Consider the following 23,103-nt stretch of genomic DNA (forward strand, 5'->3'; position numbering starts at 1 on the left):
CATGCACTTCATCGGAGTCGACCTCGCCTGGGGCGTGCGCAGGCCGACGGGCCTGGCCGTCCTGGACGAGGAGGGCCGTCTTGTCCACGTCTCGGCCGCCAGGACCGATGACGAGATCGTCGCCGCCCTGGAGCCGTACGTCGACAGCGACTGCCTGGTCGCGATCGATGCTCCCCTGATCGTCACCAACCCGACCGGGAACCGTCCGGCCGAGGCGGCGCTCAACAAGGACTTCGCTCGCTTCGACGCCGGCGCCCACCCCACCAACACCAGCAAGCCGGAGTTCGGCGAACAGCCTCGAGGCGCCCGGATCGCGGCCCGGCTCGGGCTCGACATGAACCCCCGCTCGGGCCGCCGGCGCCGGGCGATCGAGGTCTACCCGCACCCCGCGACGGTCGCCCTCTTCCGCCTCGGCCGGACCCTGAAGTACAAGCACAAGTCGGGCCGTGAGATCGACCAGCTCCGTGCCGAGCTGCTCGTGCTGCTCGGCCTGCTCGAGGGTCTCCAGAGCTCCGAGCCGCCGCTGCTGCTCGACGACCCGGCGTGGCTCGCCCTCCGCACCGCCGCCGAGAACGCCGTACGCAAGAGCGAGCTGCGCGCGGTCGAGGACCAGGTCGACGCGGTGCTGTGTGCCTACATCGGCCTGTTCGCGACCCGCGCACCGGAGCGGACCACGACCTACGGCGACTTCGCCACCGGCTACATCGTCACCCCGACGCTGCCCGACGACCTCCGCCCCACCCCGCGCGGACAGCGCGGGCAGGCCGGGGCGAAGATCCACGACCCCGGGACCGCGGTCCGCGAGTACGCCGCGATCCAGCCGACGTTGCAGGAGGCGGCCGACCAGTACGTACAGCTGGTGACCTCGATCCTCGACGAGGCGGGCATCAACTACCTGACCGTGACCTCGCGCGCGAAGTCGGTCGCGTCGTTCGCGGCCAAGGCGGCTCGCACCGTCGACGGACGGCCGGTCTACACCGACCCGCTCCGCGAGATCACCGACCAGATCGGGCTGCGGGTGATCACCTACGTCCACAGCGACGTCCAGGCCGTCGCCGAGCTCCTCGACGACCAGGTGGTGGTCCTCGACGACCGCGACATGGGCGAGGAGACCGCGAGCGAGGGCCGGTTCGGGTACGCCAGCCGTCACCTGCTGGTCAGCCTCGACCCCGCTCGCGAGGGACAGGCGGCGTACGAGCTGTTGCGCGGCCGCCAGGCGCAGATCCAGATCCGCACCGTACTGCAGCACGCCTGGGCCGAGTTCGAGCACGACATCCGCTACAAGGGCACGATCCCCAGCGAGCACGTGCCCGACTTCGACCGCCGGTTCACGCTCGCCGCGGGGCTGCTCGAGCTCGCGGACCGTGAGTTCTCCACGATCAGGGACCGGCTGCGGCAGGGCGTGACCGGCGCCAGCACCGAGCCCGTCGACGACGACCCGCGGATCAGCTCCCGGGAGCTGGCGGCCTTCCTCGCCGGACAGTACGCCGACGCCGGCTGGTCGCGCACCGACCACTACGGCTGGATCTCCGGCGTCATCCTCGAGCTGGGCATCACCTCGCTGACCGAACTCGGCGACGCGTTGCGCTCCGTGGACGAGGACACCCTGATGGCGCGGATGGACTACCGCTATCCGCCGGGCGCGGTGCGGCGGCTCGACGACGCCCTGCTCTGGGTCTACGGCGACAAGTACGTCGAGCTGCGTGCCAACGCGCACCGGGTGCCCGGCCTGCGGGCCAGGCTCGCCAAGATGCGTGACACCGACTGAGCCTGTCGTTCGGGCCGCTCGCTGACGTCCGATCGCTAGCCCGAGCACGTGTAACACGCTGTTCGTAGCACTATCCGGTCGTTCTCATAGGGCGAGTAGTCCTACGAACAGCGTGTTACACAGAAATCCGTTCGGCCGCCGGGCGCGAATCCCCGCTATGAGACACCTGGATCGCCACACCCTCGCCCATGCCGCCGCCGGTGTGCTCGCCGGTGCCGTCGGAATGTCCGTCGCGCACCTCACGGCCGCGCTGCTGACGCCGGCCTCGTCCCCAGCGCTCGCGGTCAGTACCGCGGTCATCGACGCGACGCCCACCCCGGTCAAGGAGTGGGCGGTGCGCGAGCTCGGCAGCGCGGACAAGCCGATCCTGATCGGCAGCGTGCTGCTGGTCACGATCGCGTTCGCCGCCGTGATCGGCGTCATCGCCCGACGGCGGCTCAGACTCGGCGTCGGGCTCATCGCCGGCCTGGTCGTGCTCGCCGGAGCCGCCGTGGTCCGCCAGCCGCTCTTCGAGATCACCGACCTCGTGCCCACCCTGGTGGCGCTCGTCCTCGGCCCCGCCGTGCTGGTGCTGCTGACCCGCGCCCTGACCGCCGATGCCGCACCGAGCCACCGGCGCGAGGCCCCGGACGAAGGCGCCGCCACCCGCCGCAGCGTCCTGATCGGCTTCGGGGCGCTCGCCCTGCTCTCCGCCGCGGCCGCGACCGGCGGACAGCTGATCGTACGCAGCCGCACAGCGCTCGCCGACCTGATGCTGCCGCGGGTCCGCGACCCGTTGCCCGCGCTCCCGGCAGGACTGGAGGAGACCCACCAGGGCATCTCCCGGTTCATCACCCGCAACCGCGACTTCTACCGGGTCGACACCAAGCTGGCCGTCCCGATCGTCGACCAGAACAGCTGGTCGCTGACCATCGACGGCGACGTCGACCGCGAGCTGACCTTCAGCTACGACGACCTGCGCGAGCGCGAGAACGTCGAGCACGACATCACCCTGACCTGCGTCTCCAACGAGGTCGGCGGCAAGCTCGTCGGCGCGGCACGCTGGACCGGCGTACCTCTCCAGGACCTGCTCGAGGAGGCCGGGGTCGGCAAGAACGCCGACCAGATCCTCTCGACCGACGTCGAGGGCTTCACGATCAGCACCCCGCTCGAGGCGGCCCTGGACGGCCGCAACGCGATGGTCGCCCTCGGCATGAACGGCGAGGTCCTCCCCCGCGTCCACGGCTTCCCGGCCAGGCTCGTGGTTCCCGGACTCTACGGGTACGTCGGCGCCACCAAGTGGGTCACCAAGCTCACCCTGACCCGGTACGACGAGGCGACCGCCTACTGGACCGACCGCGACTGGGCCGTCGATGCCCCGATCAAGCTGTCCAGCCGGATCGACACGCCCCGGCCGCTGAGCAACATCTCCGCCGGCCGCACCGTCATCGGGGGCGTCGCCTGGGCCCAGCACCACGGCGTCGCCAAGGTCGACGTACGCATCGACGGCGGCCGCTGGCAGCCGGCCGAGCTCGGCCCCGATGCCGGGATCGACTACTGGCGCCAGTGGTTCCTGCCCTGGGATGCCGAGCCGGGGAGCCACCAGCTGGCCGTACGGGTCACCGACCGCGACGGCACGGTGCAGAGCGACGAGCGGGCCGCCCCGTTCCCCGACGGGTCGAGCGGCATCCAGCAGATCGTCGTCACGGTCGCCTGAAAAAAGACGAAATCCGATCCGGCCACCGTGCCGAAGCCCTCATGACAGCAACACGAACCATCCCTCGAAAGGCCAATCCATGAAGACCAACACGCTCACCCGCACCGGCGGCGCGGCTGCCACCCTGGCCCTCCTGCTGGGTCTCGGCCTCTCGGCATGTGGCTCCGAGGACACCGCATCCACGGACAACGGCGACTCGAAGACCTCCGAGACCACCGAGGCCGCACCGGAGGAGACCGAGGAGGCCGGGGCCCAGACCTTCGGCGAAGGGTGCAAGCTGATCCCCGCCGACGGTGCCGGCTCGTTCAACGGCATGTCGACCGCACCGGTCGCCTCGGCGGCGAGCGCCAACCCGCTGCTCAAGACGCTGGTCTCCGCCGTCGGCCAGGCCGAGCTCGTCGACACCCTCAACAGCGCCGACGCGCTGACCGTCTTCGCCCCGACCGACGACGCCTTCAAGAAGATCCCGAAGGCCGACCTCGACGCCGTCCTGGCCGACAAGGACATGCTGACCAAGGTCCTCACCCACCACGTGGTGGCCGGACAGCTCGGCCCGGACGAGGTCGCCGGTGAGCACGAGACCCTGGCCGGTGACATGATCACCGTGGAGGGCTCGGACGAGGAGTTCACCGTGGGCAAGGAGAACGCCAAGGTGCTGTGCGGCAACATCCCGACCGCCAACGCCACGGTGTACGTCGTCGACACCGTTCTGATGCCCTGATCGGGACATCGAACCGGATATCCGCAAGGATCGACACATGAGATCGCTCAGCTCAGTTCCCTCCGGCGACCCGTCGCCGGAGGGAACCGGGTCGCCGGGCCTGGCCGGGCTGCTTCGCCGCATCGCCCGAGGCGACGAAGCAGCCTTCGCCGCCCTCTACGACGCGACCTCCGCCCGCGTGCACGGACTGGTGCTGCGGGTGGTGCGCGACCCGGCTCAGGCCGAGGAAGTCACTCAGGAGACGTTCCTCCAGGTGTGGCGTACGGCCAGCCGCTACGACGAGAGCCTGGGCAGTGCCCAGTCCTGGCTCCTGACGCTGGCCCATCGTCGCGCCGTCGACCGGGTCCGGTCCGCGGAGTCGGCCGGCCGCAACGACACGGCCTACCACGGGACCACCCAGACCCCACCCCACGACACGACTGCCGAAGCCGTGGAGGCCTCGTTGGAGGCTCGACGCGTCCACGCCGCACTCGAGACACTGACAGCTGTGCAGCGTGAGGCTCTACAGCTGGCGTACTTCGGTGGTTACACCCACACCGAGGTCGCCTCCATGCTTGACCTGCCGATAGGCACTGCAAAGACCCGTATCCGGGACGGACTGATCCGCTTGCGCGACGCGATGGGAGTGAGCCGATGACCGCGCACGACATTCACGCCCTCTCCGGCGCCTACGCCGTCGACGCCCTCGACGACATCGAACGCGCTCGGTTCGAGGAGCATCTCGCCGTCTGCGCGGACTGCCGCGACGAGGTGGCCAGCCTGCGCGACAGTGCCTGGACGCTCGGCAGCCTGACCGACACCGCGCCTCCGCCCGAGTTGCGCGACCGGTTGCTCGCCGGCATCAAGGAGATCCGGCCGCTTCCGCCCGAGACCCCGGCGATCCACGAGGACACTGCCGTCCAGGCAGAGGCTTCGTCCGGCGGTCGCCGGTTCGGCTGGCGTACGTTCGCCGCCGCGGCTGCGGTGCTGGCCGTCGTCGGCACCGGTACGGTCGCCGCGGTCGAGCTGATCCGCGACGACGACTCCAGCCAGACCATGACGACCGCAGAGCGGGTACTGAGCGCCAAGGACGCGACGACCGTGGCCGTCGACCTGCCCGGCAAGGCCCGTGCCCGGGTGGTCCGCTCGGTCTCGGAGAACAGGGCGGTGCTGGTCACCTCCGGCATGCCGGCCGCGCCGACCGGCAAGGTCTACGAGCTGTGGCTCCAGCACGACGAGGTCATGGTGCCGGCCGGGCTGATGCCTGCCGGCAGCGACCAGACCTTCGTCCTCGAGGGCGACGCCGCGGATGCGAGCGCGGCCGGGATCACCGTCGAGCCCGAGGGAGGCTCCGACGAACCGACCTCGGCCCCGATCGCCCTGTTCGACTTCTCGCAGGCCACCTGACCTGCGAGAAGTGGAGGCCGGCCGGCTCAGGCGCACGGGGCGAGGGAGACCCCGGCCGGCTTCCGACCAGCAAGGGCGTACTGTCGCAGGATGGAGCCATTCAGGCTTCCCATCAGAGAGATCCCCATGAGCGACAAGTCGCCGCGGCAGAAGATGTCCAAGAAGTCCGGGAAATCCATCAAGGCGAAGCGCGCCGAGAAGCGCAGCTCGGGGTCCACGGAGACCCTTGCCGACAAGATCCATCCGCCGAAGAAGAAGTGATGCGCCTAGGGCTCGGTGTCATCGGCTCGTCGGCCAAGGAGAACGAGCACCGGCTGCCGCTCCACCCCGAGCACATCCCGAACCTGGACGCTGACATCCGGTCCAGAATCACGCTCGAGGACGGCTATGGCGCCCTGTTCGGGGTCAGCGACGAGGCTCTCGGGACGTACGTCGCCGGGTTCGCGTCACGCGACCAGATCCTGGCCGACTCCGACGTCGTGCTGCTCCCCAAGCCGCAACTCGAGGACGTCGAGGCGCTGAGCCCGGGGCAGACGCTCTGGGGCTGGCCACACTGCGTACAGGACCCGGAGCTGACCCAGGTCGCCATCGACCGGCGCCTGACCCTGATCGCCTTCGAGGCGATGAACCACTGGACCCGCGACGGTGCGGTCGGTCTGCACGTGTTCCACAAGAACAACGAGATGGCCGGCTACTGCTCTGTCCTCCAAGCACTCGAGCTGGCCGGGCTGACCGGCGACTACGGTCGCCGCCTGAGCGCGGTGGTGATCGGTTTCGGGGCCACCGCACGTGGCGCCGTGACCGCCCTCAACGCGCACGGTGTGCACGAGGTCGCGGTGCTCACCAACCGAGAGGTGGCCGCGGTCGGCTCACCGATCCACTCGGTGCTGATCCGGCAGTTCGGCCACGAGCCCGACGGCAAGCACGTCAGCCACGTGATCACCGAGCGGGGGCGCGAGCCGCTGGCGCCGTACCTGGCGGAGAACGACATCGTCGTCAACTGCACCCTGCAGGACACGGCCAACCCACTGGTCTTCCTCGAGGAGGAGGACCTCTCCGCCTTCCGCCCCGGCAGTGTCATCGTCGACGTCTCCTGCGACCTGGGCATGGGCTTCACCTGGGCCCGGCCCACCACCTTCGACGACCCGGCCTTCCTGGTCGGCGACAATGTCCTGTACTACGCGGTCGACCACAGTCCGTCGTACCTGTGGAACTCGGCGACCTGGGAGAACAGCAACGCGTTGATCCCGTTCCTGCGTCCGGTGCTCGAGGGACCGACCGCGTGGGACGCCGTCGAGACGCTGCGCCGAGCGATCGAGGTCCGCGACGGCCGCGTGCTCAACCGTGCCATCCTCGCCTTCCAGGGGCGCGCGACGGAGGCGCCTCACGCTCTGGTGTGACCGTGGGTCAGGCGTACGGATCCAGAGTGACCGCAGCCGGCTTCCCGCCCGCCAGCGCGTTGCCGAAGCGGGCGTCGGTCAGCTTGAAGGTGGCGGCGCCGAAGTCGGCCGCGACCAGGCGGTCGCGGATGCCGGCCGGGTAGTTGTCCCAGCCGACCAGGCCCTTGACCTGCCAGACGCCTTCGTGGTTCTCGGGCGGCTCGTCTCCGCCGCCGGTCTTGGGGAAGCGGAAGCAGTGGGTGCTGCCACCGTCCTTGTGATAGACGGCCTTGGGGTGCGTACCGCCCTCGAACTGCAGCTCCGACTCGGGCTTGATCGCGTAGCCGGAGTGCTGGGAGACCGACATGTAGCGCGCGTGGCCGTCCTGGACCCACACGATGATGTGCTCCCAGTCGTGCCGGTGGCCCGCCGAGCCGGGGCCCCAGGAGACCTGGTCCTTCTCGAAGTAGTAGCCGTAGAGGTACGCACACCAGCCGTTGTTGCACTTCGAGCGGGAGTAGACGTTGGTGTTCTGCAGGTCCGAGAGGTCGCGGCACTGGCCGTTGACCGTGCCACCCATCGCGAGGCCGCCGTTGAGCGTGCCGTCCGGCCCGATCGCCGGGGTGCTGTAACAGCCGTCGGTGTCGAAGTCGAGCGCCGGCTGCCAGGTGCGGTCGGCCTCCGGCGCCGAGGCCGGCAGCGCCGGCGGCGGAGCTGCCCAGGCGGCGGCTGGGACGCCGGAGAGAAGTGTGGCGAGCGGAAGCGCGAGGGCGAGCTTGCGCGTGAGTCGTTTCCCGAGGGTCATGTGGGTCCCTTGTCGGTGGGGGAAGGGGGTGGACAGATGCAACCAGGGCCGCAATCGCGTGACAACCCCTTACGCGTGAACGCGGCGGTAACGCTGGTCGGTCCGTATCGCGACCCTCACGCTCCGCCGGGATCAGTAGTCGCCGAGCCGCTTGACCTCGCTGCAGAAGAGGTGCTGCGCGTCATGCCCGCGTTGCCGTGGGCGAAGGTGACCATCCCGTCCCCCGCGTCAGCCGACTTGAGCGCGGGCGGGACGGGTGACGCGATGACACCGAGGCAGAAGCGCACGGCCACGAGGTCCTCGGGCAGTGCGATCTTGCCGTGCCCCAGGTCGTTGCCGAAGGGCTGGTTGCGCGTGGCCGGAAGGTCGACGCCGGTCTCGACCCTCAGCGTCTTGCCCGGTGCGAGGAGCTGCCCGCCACCCGTGGGCGCGACCGCCAGGTTGACGCCCGGGGCCACGGGAACACTCGATGGGAGAGCACCAGGACGGGCCCGTCCGAACCGCTCTCGGCCGTGACGTGGGGAGCGGTGGACAGCTTCGTTCCTGCCCCGGACGGCACCAGCGTGCGGTCGGCGACGAAGACCGCGGACGACTCGTTGTTGGTCACCGTGTAGGTCACCGACACCGTCGTCGAGTCGGCCTCGATGTCGGCCGAGAAGTCGATGTCGGGCACAGACGCCGTGGAGCTCGGGGCGGGCGGCTCGCCGCCGTCCTCGAAGGCCGGCACGGCCGAGCCACCACAGCCGTTCAACGCGGCGAGCAGGGCTGCGATCGCCGAGCTCATCAGCAATTTCCTCATCGTCTCAATAGTGCGGCCGGTCGGGCGCACCCATCTCCTCACGAAGTCCGTTCTCGGTCAGATCGTAGGAGTGGTCGGGGTCGATCCGCTCCGGGGTGCTGGGGTCGTTGTCGTGGTCGATCGGCAGACCGACCGCTACCCGCTCACCCTGCTCGACGCCGTGGTTGACCGTGTCGTCCCCGGAGTACTCCGTGCGGTCGAACTGGTCGTGGCGGAAGTCGTACTCGTGCGCCATCTCATGGAACAGCACCACCACCGGCGGCCCCTCCTCGATCCAGTCGATGCGGGGTGAGTAGTTGATCCGCTCGCCGCTGGGCTCAGCCGGGCTGTTGCTGTTGTCGGCGTATTCCGCGATCGTCAGGCCCTTCTTGTTGAAATCCAGGAACCGCGGGCGTTATGCGGCAGTGTCAGGCTGGCGAGCGCGATCACCGCGATGCCGACTGGAATCAAACTAGGTCAAACTCCAGGTTCGTGCGAGGGACCTCGCGGAGTCTCAGGCGGCCTCCTGGTGGTGGTCGACGAGGTCGTGGATGAGGCTCGCCGCCGGCTCGTGGACGAACTCGGCGAATCCGACGAGGGCCGCGCGCCCCTCAGCGGGCACCCCGGCGCGAAGCGCATTGATCGTCTCCGGACGGACCAGCCAGGCGGCGAGGCAGGCTGGGTAGTCGGCGGGGTGGGTGAACATCTCGGCGAGCTCTTCGTCATCGGGGTCGTGGAATGCGTGCAGGCCCGCGTCCATGGCGAGACCGACCAGGGCGTGAGGGATGTCAGTGAGCAGCCCGTAGTCGCGCAGCCCCCGGCGGATCCAGATCTCGTCCGGGCCCTGGGCGCAGGCGTCCCGCAGCGTTTCGGTCCATCTGTCGGGCTCGTCGGCTACTGCGTACGCCACCTCGTCGGGGACCCGCAACGGCGCCGTCTCGAACATCGCCCCGCTCTCCAGCGGCACGATCCGGCCGATCGCGCACTCGCCGTCCTCGACGAGCATGCCGGCTCCGATGTTGATCGTGCGCACCTGCTCCCCGGTCTCGGGATCCTCCCACAACAGGTGTCTCGGCTCCCGTTCCAGAAGTCGCACGCCGCGCATCGGCGCCCGTGCCCATTCCCAGATCCGGTCCGCGCCGGCGATCAGGGCGCCGGAGGCGTTGTGACGCAGGAACGCCTCGAGCCCGCCGAGGTCGTAGAGGAACGACTGGCGATAGACCCAGTCGCGATCCATGACCCGGATCCGGTCATCCTCCCGGTCGCGGTCGGGGTCGGGACCACCACGGACGTCGAGCGCGACGTTGATCGCCTTCGCCATCCGCCACTGGTTGCGAGGGTGGGTCCCCTGCATCGCCTGCGCGACGATCCACCGCGAGTGCGCCCACCGCGGCAGGAGCGCTTCGAGCAGCCGGATCTGCTCCAGCCGCTCGAGGCGCGAGGGATGCCAGAACTGCTCGTCGTCGAGCTGACGGGCGGTCTTGCGGACGATCTCCAGCGCCGCCTTCACGTCTCCACGGGACTCGGCATCGTTCACCGCGAACATCGCCGGCCAGTAGGGACTGCCGACGACCTTCTCGGCGAACGAACGCCGCCGCGGATCGCCGATTCTGTTCGGCGGGCGAGGCGATCTGTCGTGCTTCCTTGGTTTGGGCATGGCCCCAGCAGAACCCGGATCTCGCCGCTCCGCCACCCGTGTTCGGGCGCCTGTGGACAACCCGGTGCCGAACGCCGCCTGTGGACGGCAACCGGCCCGGCAGCTCAGGCCAGCGCGAGGAAGAGCTTCTCCATCTTCTTCGTGTCCACGCTGTCGCGACCACCCTCCGCCAGGCACTTCTCCAGCCCCGTGGCGACCAGCGCGTATCCACCTCGGCTGACCGCCTTGTTCACCGCCGCGAGCTGGGTGAGCGCGTCCTCGCACTCCGAGCCCTCCTCGAGCATCCGGATCACCGAGGCGAGGTGTCCGTTGGCGCGCTTGAGTCGGGTGATGACGGCCTTGATCTCGTCAGGCTCGAGCTGCATCGTCCTTCTTCTTTCAATGAGTGGGTCCAACGGGTCGGCCTCGAGCGCGCGATGGGCGAGCCGGGGCATACGGACTCCGAGGATCACGTTCGTCTCCAGCGATTCTACAACCCCCCGGGGGGTTATGCTACCGTCGTCGCCGCATCCCCCCAGGGGGTTACGCTATCGAGAGGAAGCACGCATGCCGCAGACGAAGTACGCCGCTGGCCCACCAGCGACCGCCCCGTTCCCACAACCTGGCCCGCTGGGCCGGCTGGGGGTGTGGGTGACCGATCACCGACGCCTGGTCACCATCGGCTGGGTGCTCCTGGTGATCGGGCTGGGCGTCTTCGCTCCCGCCGTGGAGAAGAACCTCTCCGGGGCCGGTTGGCAGGCCGACGGATCAGAGTCTGTGGCCGTCCGCGAGCTCGCGCAGGAGCACTTCGCCGGCAACGCCAGCCACGCGATCCAGGTGGTCGTCCACAGCACCGACGGCTCGCTCCAGGACGGTGCGGGTCAGCAGGTCCTGACAGACGTGATCCAGATCCTCCGGGACGAGCCGCGGCTGGACGAGGTGATCGAACCCATGCCTGGCGTCAGCCTGTCCCAGGACGGCGCCACCGCAGTGGTGCTGGCCGGCGCCGGCGTGGACACCAACGAGATGGTCCGCGTCGCCACCGATCTCAAGGAAGAGCTCCAGGGTCTTTCCACCGACACCGTGCAGGTCAATCCCACGGGCTCGTCGCTGCTGTGGTCGGACTTCAACGAGGCCAACCTGGAGGCCATGCTCACCTCGGAGATGATGTCGTGGCCCGTCACGCTCGCGATCCTCGTACTCGCCTTCGGGGCCTTGGTCGCTGCCGGCCTTCCACTCGTCCTCACCCTCGCCGGCCTGGTCGCCTCCGCCGGCTCGCTCGTGCTGATCAACGAGTTGGTTCCGGTCTCGATCTGGGCGATGAACTTCGCGATGATGTTCTCCCTCGCGCTGGGCATCGACTACGCCCTCTTCCTCGTCGCCCGATACCGCGCGGCCCGAATGGGACACCACAGCTCCGCGCGCGCGGCGATCGCCGAAACCATGGACACGGCGGGCAAGGCGGTGCTGCTCTCCGGCGTGACGGTGCTGGTCTCGCTGTCTGCAGTGATGCTGGTGCCCTCACCGTCGTTCCGCTCCATGGCCGGAGGGATCATGCTCTCGGTCGTCTTCGTGCTCGCCGCGACGCTGACACTGCTGCCCCTGGTGCTGGTGGCCCTCGACCAGAAGATCAACAAGTTCTCGCTGCCCTGGGTCAGGGCCGGCGAGCACCGTTCCCCCGTGTTCGCCGCCTGGGGTGAACGACTGTGGCGACGCCCCATGGTCTGGGGCCTGGGCTCGCTGGTCGTGCTGATCGTGCTGGCCGCCCCGATCCTCGGCCTCGAGACCGCGATGCCGTCGATTAAGGTGCTCCCCGAGGACTCCAGCGCGAGAGTCGGCTACGACCAGGTCCAGGACGCCTTCGGTGAGGGTGCTCCGGGCATGCTTCAGGTCGTCGTCGACAAGCGCGACGCCGAGGCCGCATCGCAGATCCTGGCCGACGACGAGGGTATCGAGACCGTCATGCCCTCGGCGCCCGCCTCGGACGGCACCGACTACAGCCTGATCCAGGCGGTGCCGACGGTCGATCCCTCCGATCCTGACCTTGCCGCGAGCGTCGACCGTCTCCGCGCAGATCTGCCGGACTCCGCCCTGGTCGGCGGCGCAGCGGTCGAGAACATCGACCTGAAGAACCAGCTCGATACGACCACTCCACTGGTGATCGGCGTCGTCCTGGTGCTCGGCTTCCTCCTGCTGCTCGTGGCGTTGCAGGCGCCACTGATCTCGCTCCTCGGCACGCTGGTCAGCCTGCTGTCGACCGCCGCGGCGTTCGGGGTCGCTCGCCTGGTCTTCCAGGACGGACACGGCTCCGGGTTCCTCGGATTCGAGCCTCAAGGCTTCCTGGACGCCTGGGCGCCGGTCTTCTTCTTCGCGATGATCTTCGCGATCGCGATGGACTACACCGTCTTCCTGCTCGCCTCCGCGAAGGAGCACTGGGAGAAGTCCGGCGACCCGCACGAGGCTATGGTCGGCGCGGTCGCGCACTCCGGGCGGGTCATCTTCGCCGCCGGCGGTGTCATGGTCGCGGTGTTCTTCACCTTCGCCCTGTCGGGCCCGCTGCCGCCGAAGGAGATGGGCGTGATCCTCGGCGTCGCCGTGTTGCTCGACGCCTTCCTGGTCCGTCTCGTCCTGCTTCCGGTGATGCTCCGCGTCGCCGGCCGCGCCGCCTGGGCCACCCCGGCCTGGCTGCGCCGCGTGCTGCCCAACATCACGTTCTCCCACAGCTGAAACCATCAGAAACCACAGAAAAGGAAACGAGCAATGTGTCGTCCCGTCCGCTGCAAGAAGTGCAAGAAGACCACCTGGGCCGGCTGCGGCCGCCATGTCGCCGCCATCAAGGCCTCTGTACCCGCCGGGCAGTGGTGCCCCGGACATTCCGCCGACCCCAAGGACCCGAACGGCACCTGGCTGAGCCGCTTCTTCGGCCGTTGACGATTCCCGGGGAACCCGCTCCGAGACCTGCAGGTGCGGGCGTTCGTCGCCCGCACCTGCAGCTACGCGCCTTCGGACATCTCCCGGAACTCCCCGTGCCAGCTGTGATACCAGACGGCGCCGGTGGTGGCGTTCACCGAGAGCATCCCCTCGATACGGTCGCCTTCGAGCGTGTGCAACGTGTAGTAGCCAGGGAAGGCCTCGGCTTCGGCGACGGTGAGACCGTCGTGATCCTCGGCCCAGGCTTGTGCGGTGGCCCGGGCCTGCTCGGCGCTGAGCCGAGCAGACGCGCCGGGGCGGGCCATCATCCCGTAGCGGGTGTTCCACATCATGGCCGGCCCGAACTCGAGCTGCACGGCCCCGGTCGACGGGTCGACCAGCACCTCGGTGGCCTTGGCCCCGTCGGACTCCTCGAGCTCGGCGTAGTAGTTGTTCGCAAACCGCATCACTTCGCCTACGCGCAGCCCCGGCCCCAGCGTCTCGGCGAAGTCCTCGGCTCGGTCTCGTGCCTCCGCGAGATCGTCCACCGGGTCGCGATCGCCGGACAGCCACCTCGACTCGGCCGCGCCGCCCATCATCGGCATGCCCGTTCCTCCCCAGGGACCGTACCCGCGGCGGGAGTCGTCATCCTGGGCGACCAGCCAGGCTCCGGAACCGAGCATCGCGAGCAGGGCGACCAGTGGAACCCACAGGCTCTTCAGCGTACGCATCACCGGGACTCGGTCCCGGTGGTCCTGGAGGAACGCAGGGTGGCGCGCATCGACCGGTAGGTCTCCTCATCCAGCTCACCGGCGGCGAAACGCCGGTCCAAGATGTCCTCAGCACTCTCCGTGGGAGCTCCGCCTCGTCGCGGCGCGGAGTCACCCCCGGCACCTCCGGTCGGCAGGACGCGGGCGATCACCCAGATGACCAAGGTGATCAGCCCGACCCAGAAGATGGTCATGGCGATCCAGCCCACGACCCCCATGCCGTATCCGTAACCCATCATTTGTCGACTCCTGTCCTTCGAGCGGAGCCCAACATCGCGACCGCGCGGCGCGCGCCTCCGTTCCTACAGTGATCGTCACGCGCCGACCGTCCGGGCCACAGGGACGAAAGCCACCCATCGGAGGGCCGGAAGGCTGTCGGTGCTCCCACGTCATGGTTCCGAGGAGACCGACATCGATGCCGAGCCCGCTCACCCGGCGCCAATGTGCCTGACCCGTGGCCCGATGAGCTCGACGACGAGGCCGTACGCCTCGTACCGCAGGCGCGCCCTCGGTCGAACGGGATCTGTCGACGGTGGCGGCTGTAGCCGGAATGCTATTCGTGCGTCGTCTCCCATTCCTCGATGATCCAGGAACGGGTACGGGTTCGGTCAAGGAAGCGCGCTTCGTCCTCGGCTACGCCGGAGCCAGGTGCGTACACAGCAGCGATCCACTTGTCCCGAGTTGCTCGGTCCTCGAACTGCAAGCGGGTCATGACATCGAAGTCCGCGTCGGAGCTCCGCTCGTCAAGAGTGGGGAGATAACTGCGTGAATATGCTGCCGGAGCCGGCGCGACGCTCAGGATGAGCGGTACGTGGTGGTGCTCGTAATAGTCGATGAACTGGTCACGGCTCATCCCAGGGCGGGCCGTCAGCAGTGCGATGGATGTGATCATCGGAATCCTTCTCTGTGTGGCCGGCCATGGCGGCGAGTCTGCAACTTCTGGTCCAGGCGTCCAGTCGCCTCTCCGCTCCCGCGCAACGCAAGAGGGGCCACCGGCCGAAGTCGATGACCCCTCTCTGCAGGAGGTACTGGCGCTGACTCAGCGCCCGGCTATTGATGCATCAGATGCAATAGCGGAGGGTTTCAGCTGCAACCAGAGGTCGAGCCGCAGCCCTCGCAGACGTAGCAGGACCCGGCGGGGCGCATCTTGGTGCCGCAGGTGAAGCAGAGCGGGCTGTCGATGGCCATACCGCTGATCGACTCGAGCAGCTCGGCGGTGGTGTGGGCGGCCTTGGGCGCCTCCGCTGCAGGCGCCTCGGCGGGAGCCTCCTCCTCGACGTCGGCCTCGACGACCTCGGTCTTCGCCTCGACCTTGCGCTCCGGAGCCGGCTTCTGGACGAGCTCGGCGGCGGTGGTGCCGTTGCCGAGCTGCTCGTAGGAGCCGGTCTCGAGGTAGCGCTGACGCTCGTCGGCGGAGTAGATGCCGAGAGCCGAGCGGTCCTCGAAGGACATGTAGTCCAGCGCCAGGCGGCGGAAGACGTAGTCCATGAGCGACTGCGCCATGCGTACGTCCGGGTCGTCGGTCAGACCGGCGGGCTCGAACTTCAGGTTGGTGAACTTGGAGACGTACGTCTCCAGCGGAACGCCGTACTGGAGGCCGACGGACACCGCGATGGAGAAGGCGTCCATGACACCGGCCAGGGTCGAGCCCTGCTTGCCGAGCTTGAGGAAGACCTCTCCGAGCTCGCCGTCGGCGTGCGCACCGGAGGTCATGTAGCCCTCGGCGCCACCGACCGTGAAGGAGGTGGTGCGCGAGACGCGGGACTTCGGCAGGCGCTTGCGGGTCGGGGCGTAGACGATCTTCTCGATGATCTTCTCGACGACCTCGGGCTCGACCTCGGCCTCGGGAGCCGGAGCAGCAGCGGTGGAGAGACCCTGGTCCTTCTTGGCGTTCTCCGACTTGCCGTCGGCCAGCGGCTGGCCGACCTTGCAGTTGTCGCGGTAGATCGCGGTGGCCTTCAGGCCCAGCTTCCACGACTCCATGTAGACCTGCTCGATGTCCTCGACGGTCGCGGACTCGGGCAGGTTGACGGTCTTGGAGATCGCGCCGGAGAGGAACGGCTGGGTCGCCGCCATCATGCGTACGTGGCCCATCGGCTGCAGCGCGCGCTTGCCCATCGCGGTGTCGAAGACCTCGTAGTGCTCCTGGCGCAGGCCGGGGGCGTCGACGACGTGGCCGTGCTCGGCGATGTAGGCGACGATCGCCTCGATCTGCTCGGCCTGGTAGCCCAGCTTGGTGAGGGCCCGCGGGATCACCTGGTTGACGATCTGCATCGAGCCGCCACCGACGAGCTTCTTGAACTTGACCAGCGAGAAGTCGGGCTCGATGCCGGTGGTGTCGCAGTCCATCATGAAGCCGATGGTGCCGGTCGGCGCGAGCAGCGAGGCCTGGGCGTTGCGGAAGCCGTTGACCTTGCCGATCTCGACGACGTCGTTCCACACCTTCGTCGCCGCGTCGATGATGTTGCGGTCGACCGGGTTGATCGAGCGGACCGCGTCGTTGGCGGCCTGGTGCTTGCGCATGACCCGCTGGTGGGCCTCGGCGTTGCGGGCGTAGCCGGCGTACGGACCGACGACGCCGGCCAGCTCGGCCGAGCGCTTGTAGCCGGCACCGGTCATCAGCGAGGTGATGGCGGCGGCCATGGTGCGGCCGCCCTCGGAGTCGTACCCCAGACCCATCGCCATCAGCAGGGCGCCGAGGTTGGCGTAGCCGATGCCGAGCTGGCGGTAGTCGCGGGTGGTCTCGCCGATCGCCTCGGTCGGGAAGTCGGCGAAGCAGATGGAGATGTCCATCGCGGTGAAGACGACCTCACAGGCCTGCTGGAAGCGCACGGCGTCGAAGGTGTCGTCGTCCTTGAGGAACTTCAGCAGGTTGAGCGACGCCAGGTTGCACGAGGAGTTGTCGAGCGACATGTACTCCGAGCACGGGTTGGAGCCGGTGATCCGGCCCGTCTCCGGGTTGGTGTGCCAGTCGTTGATGGTGTCGTCGTACTGCAGACCCGGGTCGGCACACTCCCACGCGGCGACCGAGATCTTGCGGAACAGCTCGCGGGCGTCGATCTCCTCGATGACCTCACCGGTCGTACGCGCCCGGAGACCGAACTTCTTGCCCTCCTCGACCGCGCGCATGAACTCGTCGGAGACGCGCACCGAGTTGTTGGCGTTCTGGTACTGCACGGACGAGATGTCCTTGCCACCCAGGTCCATGTCGAAGCCGGCGTCGCGCAGGGCGCGGATCTTGTCCTCCTCGCGCGCCTTGGTCTCGACGAACTCCTCGATGTCGGGGTGGTCGACGTCGAGGACGACCATCTTCGCCGCACGACGGGTGGCGCCGCCGGACTTGATGGTGCCCGCGGACGCGTCGGCGCCGCGCATGAAGGAGACCGGACCGGAGGCGGTGCCGCCGGAGGACTTCAGCAGCTCCTTGGAGGAGCGGATTCGGGAGAGGTTGAGACCGGCACCGGAGCCGCCCTTGAAGATCAGGCCCTCCTCCTTGTACCAGTTCAGGATCGAGTCCATCGAGTCGTCGACCGAGAGGATGAAACAGGCCGAGACCTGCTGGGGGGACTCGGTGCCGACGTTGAACCAGACCGGCGAGTTGAACGCGAAGTGCTGGTTGACCAGCAGCCAGGTGAGCTCGCGACCGAAGAGGTCGGCGTCGGCCTCGGAGGCGAAGTAGCCGTTCTCCTTGCCGGAGGCGACGTAGGTGTTCACGACCCGGTCGATCAGCTGCTTCAGGCTCTGCTCACGCTTGTCGGTGCCGATGGCACCGCGGAAGTACTTGGTCGTGACGATCGTCGAGGCGTTGATCGACCAGAAGTCGGGGAACTCCACTCCGGTCTGCTCGAAGACGGTCTCCCCGGTCTTCCAGTTCTTCTGGACGACGTCGCGTCGCTCCCAGGTGATCTCGTCGTACGGGTGGACGCCCTCGGTGCTGAAGATCCGCTCGATCTTCAGCCCGGCGCCCGCCTTCGACGATGCCTGTGCCTCTGCTGCCGTGTCTGTCATTTCGTTCCCCCTGTTGTCATCGATCGCTGTGCCGTACTGCTGGTCGGTGCTGATGGTGGAGTCTCCTGTAGCGCCCGTTCGGGCTTCGTGCGTCGTGCTGTTGTTGTGCTGGATGGCCCGGACAGGTCGCTTCCCCACGGCCTGCCCGGGCCGGTCTGTGGCGCCATCGTTGCGAATGGCCGTGGGATCTAGTCGCTGCCCACCGGGGCCTCGACCGGATGTTCTGCCTCGAAGTCCTGGACTTCCCGTTCCGTACGCAGCATCTGGATCTCGCGCTCGAAGTCGTCGGCCGACCCGAAGGCCCGGTAGACGCTCGCGAAGCGCAGGTAGGCCACCTCGTCGAGCTCGCGCAGCGGCGCGAGGATCGCCAGCCCCACCTCGTGGCTGGGAACCTCGGCCAACCCCTGGCTCCGCAGCGCCTGCTCGACCTCCTGGCCGAGGCAGGCGAGCTGGTCCTCGGTGACCGGGCGGCCCTTGCACGCCTTGCGTACGCCGTGCACCGCCTTGTCGCGGCTGAACGGCTCCGCCGCGCCGGAGCGCTTGGCCACCATCAGCTGCATCTGCTCGACGGTCGTGAACCGCTTCCCACATTCCTGGCAGACCCGACGGCGCCGGATCTGGCCGCCGTCCTCGGCCACGCGGGAGTCGAGCACCTTGGTGTCGCTGTGTCGGCAGAACGGACAGTGCACGGTCGAGCCCCTCTCGTGAAGCCTTGTGGATCCAGGCCGTCTCAGCGGCGGCCCGAGCCTGTGGAACCTGTGGAATTGAGCGTGAGTCCCTGTGGAACAACACCCCCATCGCTGTGGGTCATCCACCCGTTCATGTGAACTAGATGTGGATAACTACAGCGGTGTAACTACTAGATGTAGTGGTAACCGTACGCCCGCCCCTCAGCCGATGCAAGCGAGCGTCGCGTTTCCCCGTGCGCCCGGCGTGTCGCCGGTCAAACACCGAAAGATTCCGGTTCAGCGGCGACGCGCTGGCCCAGATGGGTAAGAATGACCCCGTGACAAACATCTCCGGAGGAAATCGCGTCGGGTCGCGGAGAGGCACGCGCCCCAGAAGCGGTCCCCGGCCACCGTTCATCTTGCCTGCGATCGCGACGCTGGCATTCCTCGTCATCTGGGGAGTGCTGGTGTGGGTCGCCGTCGGTTTCGGGGCCGACGCACGAGGAGGCGAATTCGGCGCCTGGGTGAAGCTCGCCATCGCTGCCGTCGTCGCAGTCGCCTGTCTCTTCCTGACCTTCACCTTCGCCGGGAAGGCCTGGCGGGCCCTCACCGGCTCCCCCACCCCACCGCCCGCCGACGACTACACCGGAAGCCACTCCAACGCCTACGTCGAGGAGCAGGACTACCCGGAGCAGCCCTACGGCGACCAGACGACCTACATGGAGCAGGACTACTACGGCACCGGCTCCTACGGCTACGAGGACACCGGCTCCTACGGCCGACACAGCTCCGACACCGGGAGCCAGTCTCCCTACGGTGACACCGGCAGCCGCTCGGCCTACACCGATACCGGCTCCCAGTCGCCCTACGGCTATACGAGCAGCTCCTCGGACTTCGGCACCACCGGGAGCCGGTCGGCCTACGGCACGCCGAGCTACCAGCCCCCGACGCCGACACCGCCGAGCACCCCGCCCTACTACACGAGCCCGCCGACCCCGGCTTCCACGCCGACGAGCTCCCCGGCGTACGGCTCTCAGGGCTACGGCACGGACAGCTACCCCACCCAGCAGGCCGGCTCGTCCCAGTATCAGTCCGGCGCCTACCAGGCTCCGACCAGCTACGGCCAGACCGGCTCGAGGGCTCGGCTGACCCAGGATCCCGCAGCGACGCAGGCGATGCCCACCCAGCGGCAGCCCCAGGAACCGCCGGCCGCCCAGCCGGACGACGAGTGGCCACCGCGTCACACCACCCGCAACAAGCAGTGGCCGCCACCCGAGCCGGACACCCCCTACCGCGGGCGTCACTGACGACGACCGCCAGGACAGCGAGAGTGCTGCAGACGCTTCCCATCGTCTGCAGCACTCTCACTTTTTCCCCGGTTGCCGGCCGCCAGGGTCGAAGGAGCAGCCGGACATCTGTCGGCGCCTCTACGGCGCGGTCGGAACGATCAGGGTCTGCCCGGACACGAGCATCGAGGACTCGAGACTGTTGAGCTCTTTGATCCTCTGCTCCATCTCCCGAATCGAAGCGTCGGTCCCGGCGACCGCTTCCGCGGAGATGTCCCAGAGCGTGTCGCCATCACCGACGACCATCGTGTGGGCGGCGGGGGCGGGGCTTTTGTCGGCATCACCGTCCACCGCGAAGGCCACTCGCGCCCCGACGAACGCGATCGCGAAGAGCACGACGAGCGCGAAGGCGAACACGACGATCCGCCCACGACGGGTGAGCCGCACCGTCGAGCGACGCACCTCCCGCACGGGCCGGGGCGGCTCGGCTACGGGCAGCACATAGACGGTTGCACTCATCACGGCCTCCAGTTCACAAGTCTCTCGATCACGTGTTCGATCGAGCACATGTTCGAAGGTAGATCACGTGTTCGAACAACGCAAGTAGCGACGCCAAGAATTTTCGAACGCCGACACGCACTTCGAACGAGATCGAACAGATGTTTGATGTCGTGGTGCCAGAGGGACTAATGTGATGACATGACCACGCAGAAGACAGGCACCGGATCAGGCGGTTCGAAGAAGAGCCGCGTCCGCGAGCTGCCCGACGGGCCGCCGGACGCGACCGGGCTCACGCCGCGTCAGCAGCGCATCCTCGCTCACCTGCGCGACAGCATCGAGCAGCGCGGCTACCCGCCCAGCATGCGCGAGATCGGCGCCGCCGTCGGGCTGACCAGCACCAGCAGCGTCGCCCACCAGCTGCGCGCGCTGGAGCAGCGTGGTCTGATCCGCAAGGACCCGAAGCGACCCCGTGCCCTCGAGGTCTTCCTCCCCGAGGTGATGGCCCACCGCAAGGCCATGTCCGGCGAGGAGACCGAGCCGGCGATCGCGGCCGAGGCCGTCGTCAACCCCAACCCCGACGCCGCCATGGTTCCCCTGGTCGGTCGGATCGCGGCCGGTGGCCCGATCCTGGCCGAGGAGACCTCGAGCCAGCAGAGCGTCGAGGACGTCTTCCCGCTGCCCAAGCAGCTGGTCGGCAACGGCGACCTCTTCCTGCTCTCGGTCTCCGGTGACTCGATGGTCGACGCGGCGATCTGCGACGGCGACTTCGTGGTCGTGCGCCAGCAGCCGACCGCGGAGAACGGCGAGATCGTGGCCGCGCTGATCGACGGCGAGGCGACGGTCAAGACGCTCTCCCGCAAGGACGGCAAGGTCTGGCTGCTGCCGCACAACGCGGCGTACGAGCCGATCGACGGCACCCACGCGACGATCCTCGGCAAGGTGACGGCGGTCCTGCGCAGCCTCTGAGTCCTCCGCCACACCTCTCGGAACCAGTCCGGGAACACTGCGTGAAATCCAGCCGCCGGCCCATGACAGGGCCGGCGGCTGCGTCGTTCCATACGGCGTGACCCAGAGCAGCACGCCCCAGACGCAGATCGACCGCCGCACCCTCATCGCCGCCGGGCTGGCCACCGCCGCAGGAGCCGGGGTCGTGGCCCTGCCGGCGCCCGCCGAGGCGGCGGGAACCACACTCAACCACTTCCAGCACGGCGTCGCCTCCGGCGACCCACTCCCGGATCGTGTGGTCATCTGGACCCGGATCACGCCCACCGCCGAGGCGACTCCGGGGTCCGGCCTGGGCGAGGAGATCCTGGTCCGCTGGGAGGTTTCGCCGACCGCGGATTTCAGCCGGGTCATCGCGAAGGGCTCCCACCAGACCGGACCCGAGCGCGACCACACCGTGAAGCTCGACGTCACCGGCCTCTCCCCCGAGAGCTGGTACTTCTACCGCTTCACCTACAACGGCCGGACCAGCCGCGTCGGTCGCACCCGCACCGCTCCGGCCGCGGACGCGACCCCGGACAACGTACGTTTCGGGGTGGTCTCCTGCTCCAACCTGCAGGCCGGCTGGTTCGCCGCCTACCGCCACCTCGCCGGGCGTGACGACCTGCACGCGATCCTCCATCTGGGCGACTACCTCTACGAGTACGGTCCCGGTGAGTACGGCTACGGCATGGCCAACGAGGACATCCGCCCGCACGAGCCGGCCCACGAGATGCACACCCTGGCCGACTACCGGATCCGGCACGCGCAGTACAAGCGCGACGCCGACCTCGCCGACGCCCACGCACACCTGCCGTGGATCGTGACCTGGGACGACCACGAGTCGGCCAACGACGCCTGGCTGCTGGGTGCGGAGAACAACGAGCCCGGCGAGTACGACTGGATCGAGCGCAAGACCAACGCCAACCAGGCCTACGACGAGTGGATGCCGCTACGTGTCGACGGCACTGCCGTCGTCGAGACCGGTGGCCACCTCCACGACCGCATCTACCGGCGGCTGAGGTTCGGCACCCTGCTCGAGCTGAGCATGCTCGACCTGCGCTCCTACCGCTCCGAGCAGGTCGCCCGAACCGATCTGGCCGGCGTCGACGACCCCGACCGTACGATCACCGGCGACGAGCAGCTGGAATGGCTCAAGGAGGGGCTGCTCACCGACGCCCGGTGGAAGATCGTCGGCAACCCCGTCATGATCGCGCCGGTCACGTTCGCGGCCCTCCCGAAGAGCCTGGTCAGCCCGGTCAACGACGTCACCGGGCTACTCCCCGACAACGGCATCGCCTACAACGTCGACCAGTGGGACGGCTACACCGCGGACCGCACCGAGCTCTTCGAGCACATCCGCAACAACGCGATCACGGACACGGTCTTCGTCACCGGCGACATCCACTCGGCGTGGGCCTGCGACCTGCCGTACGACTCCGCCGTCTACCCGCTCGGCAGGACCGCCGGCGTCGAGTTCGTCGCCACCTCGGTGACCTCGAACAACCTCAAGGACATCCTCGGCGCTCCGCGCCGCACGGTGAGCGTGACGGTCGAGAACATCATCAGGACCGCCAACCGCCACGTCCGCTACCTCAACTTCGACGACCACGGCTTCTCGGTCCTCGACGTGACCCGCAACCGGGCCCAGATGGACTGGTACGTCATCGTCGAACGCAAGGACGCCAGGACCACGGCCACCTGGGCCAGGTCGTACGCCACCGCGACCGGGAGCAACCGGCTCCATCACGTCACCGAGCCCGTCTAGGCGTTTCACTGGTGTGGCCGAGTCGTTGTGCCCTTAGACTGC

Annotated in this window: 24 protein-coding genes; 12 read left to right on the forward strand and 12 right to left on the reverse strand. The window is 68.5% G+C overall.

Going from position 1 to position 23,103, the window contains the following annotated elements; all coding sequences use genetic code 11:
- Position 1 precedes the first annotated feature (1 nt).
- From OG984_RS16665 to OG984_RS16695, 7 genes are all read left to right on the forward strand, one after another.
- The gene (locus OG984_RS16665) at positions 2–1,768 is read left to right on the forward strand and encodes a DUF429 domain-containing protein (RefSeq protein WP_328527411.1); all 1,767 of its coding nucleotides are present in this window, start codon (positions 2–4) and stop codon (positions 1,766–1,768) included.
- A 157-nt stretch (positions 1,769–1,925) separates the two neighbouring features.
- The gene (locus OG984_RS16670; RefSeq protein ID WP_328527412.1) at positions 1,926–3,464 is read left to right on the forward strand and encodes a molybdopterin-dependent oxidoreductase; all 1,539 of its coding nucleotides are present in this window, start codon (positions 1,926–1,928) and stop codon (positions 3,462–3,464) included.
- Positions 3,465–3,543: 79 nt separating this feature from the next.
- Positions 3,544–4,185 carry a fasciclin domain-containing protein gene (locus OG984_RS16675; protein WP_328527413.1) on the forward strand — a complete coding sequence of 214 codons (642 nt, stop codon included), beginning with the start codon at positions 3,544–3,546 and terminating at the stop codon, positions 4,183–4,185.
- 37 nt (positions 4,186–4,222) lie between these two features.
- Positions 4,223–4,822 (forward strand): ECF RNA polymerase sigma factor SigK, encoded by a 600-nt coding sequence (gene sigK / locus OG984_RS16680; RefSeq protein WP_328527414.1) that lies wholly within the window; start codon positions 4,223–4,225, stop codon positions 4,820–4,822.
- Positions 4,819–5,571, forward strand: coding sequence for an anti-sigma factor (locus OG984_RS16685; protein ID WP_328527415.1), 753 nt, complete (start codon positions 4,819–4,821; stop codon positions 5,569–5,571). The genes sigK and OG984_RS16685 overlap by 4 nt, the downstream gene beginning before the upstream one ends.
- A 126-nt stretch (positions 5,572–5,697) precedes the next feature.
- Positions 5,698–5,832: a hypothetical protein gene (locus OG984_RS16690; RefSeq protein ID WP_256206805.1), complete on the forward strand. Its 135-nt coding sequence runs from the start codon at positions 5,698–5,700 to the stop codon at positions 5,830–5,832.
- Positions 5,832–6,971: a N(5)-(carboxyethyl)ornithine synthase gene (locus tag OG984_RS16695; protein ID WP_328527416.1), complete on the forward strand. Its 1,140-nt coding sequence runs from the start codon at positions 5,832–5,834 to the stop codon at positions 6,969–6,971. The genes OG984_RS16690 and OG984_RS16695 overlap by 1 nt, the downstream gene beginning before the upstream one ends.
- A gap of 7 nt (positions 6,972–6,978) precedes the next feature.
- Here the strand turns inward: OG984_RS16695 and OG984_RS16700 are convergent, their stop codons facing one another.
- The 6 genes from OG984_RS16700 to OG984_RS16725 form a co-directional block, all read right to left on the reverse strand.
- Complete coding sequence (locus OG984_RS16700) at positions 6,979–7,755, reverse strand: NPP1 family protein (RefSeq protein WP_328527417.1); 777 nt, start codon at positions 7,753–7,755, stop codon at positions 6,979–6,981.
- A 116-nt stretch (positions 7,756–7,871) separates the two neighbouring features.
- Positions 7,872–8,213: a hypothetical protein gene (locus OG984_RS16705; RefSeq protein ID WP_328527418.1), complete on the reverse strand. Its 342-nt coding sequence runs from the start codon at positions 8,211–8,213 to the stop codon at positions 7,872–7,874.
- The gene (locus OG984_RS16710) at positions 8,141–8,539 is read right to left on the reverse strand and encodes a hypothetical protein (protein ID WP_328527419.1); all 399 of its coding nucleotides are present in this window, start codon (positions 8,537–8,539) and stop codon (positions 8,141–8,143) included. The genes OG984_RS16705 and OG984_RS16710 overlap by 73 nt, the downstream gene beginning before the upstream one ends.
- A gap of 19 nt (positions 8,540–8,558) precedes the next feature.
- Positions 8,559–8,936: a type III secretion system effector protein gene (locus tag OG984_RS16715; RefSeq protein ID WP_328532365.1), complete on the reverse strand. Its 378-nt coding sequence runs from the start codon at positions 8,934–8,936 to the stop codon at positions 8,559–8,561.
- 111 nt (positions 8,937–9,047) lie between these two features.
- Positions 9,048–10,190 (reverse strand): hypothetical protein, encoded by a 1,143-nt coding sequence (locus tag OG984_RS16720; RefSeq protein ID WP_328527420.1) that lies wholly within the window; start codon positions 10,188–10,190, stop codon positions 9,048–9,050.
- 104 nt (positions 10,191–10,294) lie between these two features.
- Positions 10,295–10,555, reverse strand: a complete 261-nt coding sequence (locus tag OG984_RS16725) for a metal-sensitive transcriptional regulator (RefSeq protein ID WP_141802705.1) — start codon at positions 10,553–10,555, stop codon at positions 10,295–10,297.
- Between the two features lie 181 nt (positions 10,556–10,736).
- On the opposite strand from OG984_RS16725, the gene OG984_RS16730 reads away from it, so the two are divergent.
- Together OG984_RS16730 and OG984_RS16735 are read left to right on the forward strand one after the other, a co-directional pair.
- Positions 10,737–12,896 (forward strand): MMPL family transporter, encoded by a 2,160-nt coding sequence (locus tag OG984_RS16730; RefSeq protein WP_328527421.1) that lies wholly within the window; start codon positions 10,737–10,739, stop codon positions 12,894–12,896.
- 33 nt (positions 12,897–12,929) lie between these two features.
- Entirely contained in the window at positions 12,930–13,100 is a 171-nt protein-coding gene (locus OG984_RS16735) for a hypothetical protein (protein WP_328527422.1), read from the forward strand.
- 62 nt (positions 13,101–13,162) lie between these two features.
- Here OG984_RS16735 and OG984_RS16740 read toward each other — a convergent pair whose 3' ends face one another.
- From OG984_RS16740 to nrdR, 5 genes are all read right to left on the reverse strand, one after another.
- Positions 13,163–13,810 carry a hypothetical protein gene (locus OG984_RS16740; RefSeq protein WP_328527423.1) on the reverse strand — a complete coding sequence of 216 codons (648 nt, stop codon included), beginning with the start codon at positions 13,808–13,810 and terminating at the stop codon, positions 13,163–13,165.
- Positions 13,810–14,088, reverse strand: coding sequence for an SHOCT domain-containing protein (locus OG984_RS16745; RefSeq protein ID WP_328527424.1), 279 nt, complete (start codon positions 14,086–14,088; stop codon positions 13,810–13,812). Before OG984_RS16745 ends, OG984_RS16740 begins: the two co-directional genes overlap by 1 nt.
- A 314-nt stretch (positions 14,089–14,402) precedes the next feature.
- Positions 14,403–14,741 carry an EthD domain-containing protein gene (locus OG984_RS16750; RefSeq protein WP_328527425.1) on the reverse strand — a complete coding sequence of 113 codons (339 nt, stop codon included), beginning with the start codon at positions 14,739–14,741 and terminating at the stop codon, positions 14,403–14,405.
- Between the two features lie 191 nt (positions 14,742–14,932).
- Positions 14,933–17,857, reverse strand: a complete 2,925-nt coding sequence (locus OG984_RS16755) for a vitamin B12-dependent ribonucleotide reductase (protein ID WP_328527426.1) — start codon at positions 17,855–17,857, stop codon at positions 14,933–14,935.
- A gap of 188 nt (positions 17,858–18,045) precedes the next feature.
- Positions 18,046–18,546, reverse strand: coding sequence for a transcriptional regulator NrdR (gene nrdR, locus OG984_RS16760; RefSeq protein ID WP_008362544.1), 501 nt, complete (start codon positions 18,544–18,546; stop codon positions 18,046–18,048).
- A gap of 398 nt (positions 18,547–18,944) precedes the next feature.
- Here nrdR and OG984_RS16765 point away from each other — a divergent pair, with 398 nt between their 5' ends.
- A complete protein-coding gene (locus OG984_RS16765; RefSeq protein WP_328527427.1) occupies positions 18,945–19,832 on the forward strand; it encodes a hypothetical protein in 888 nt (295 codons plus the stop codon).
- A gap of 120 nt (positions 19,833–19,952) precedes the next feature.
- Here the strand turns inward: OG984_RS16765 and OG984_RS16770 are convergent, their stop codons facing one another.
- Positions 19,953–20,330 carry a LysM peptidoglycan-binding domain-containing protein gene (locus OG984_RS16770; RefSeq protein ID WP_328527428.1) on the reverse strand — a complete coding sequence of 126 codons (378 nt, stop codon included), beginning with the start codon at positions 20,328–20,330 and terminating at the stop codon, positions 19,953–19,955.
- A 180-nt stretch (positions 20,331–20,510) separates the two neighbouring features.
- Here OG984_RS16770 and lexA point away from each other — a divergent pair, with 180 nt between their 5' ends.
- Both lexA and OG984_RS16780 read left to right on the forward strand, forming a co-directional pair.
- Complete coding sequence (lexA, locus tag OG984_RS16775) at positions 20,511–21,278, forward strand: transcriptional repressor LexA (protein WP_328527429.1); 768 nt, start codon at positions 20,511–20,513, stop codon at positions 21,276–21,278.
- 97 nt (positions 21,279–21,375) lie between these two features.
- Positions 21,376–23,061, forward strand: coding sequence for an alkaline phosphatase D family protein (locus OG984_RS16780; protein ID WP_328527430.1), 1,686 nt, complete (start codon positions 21,376–21,378; stop codon positions 23,059–23,061).
- Positions 23,062–23,103: the final 42 nt, after the last annotated feature.

Source organism: Nocardioides sp. NBC_00368, assembly GCF_036090055.1.
GTDB lineage: Bacteria > Actinomycetota > Actinomycetes > Propionibacteriales > Nocardioidaceae > Nocardioides.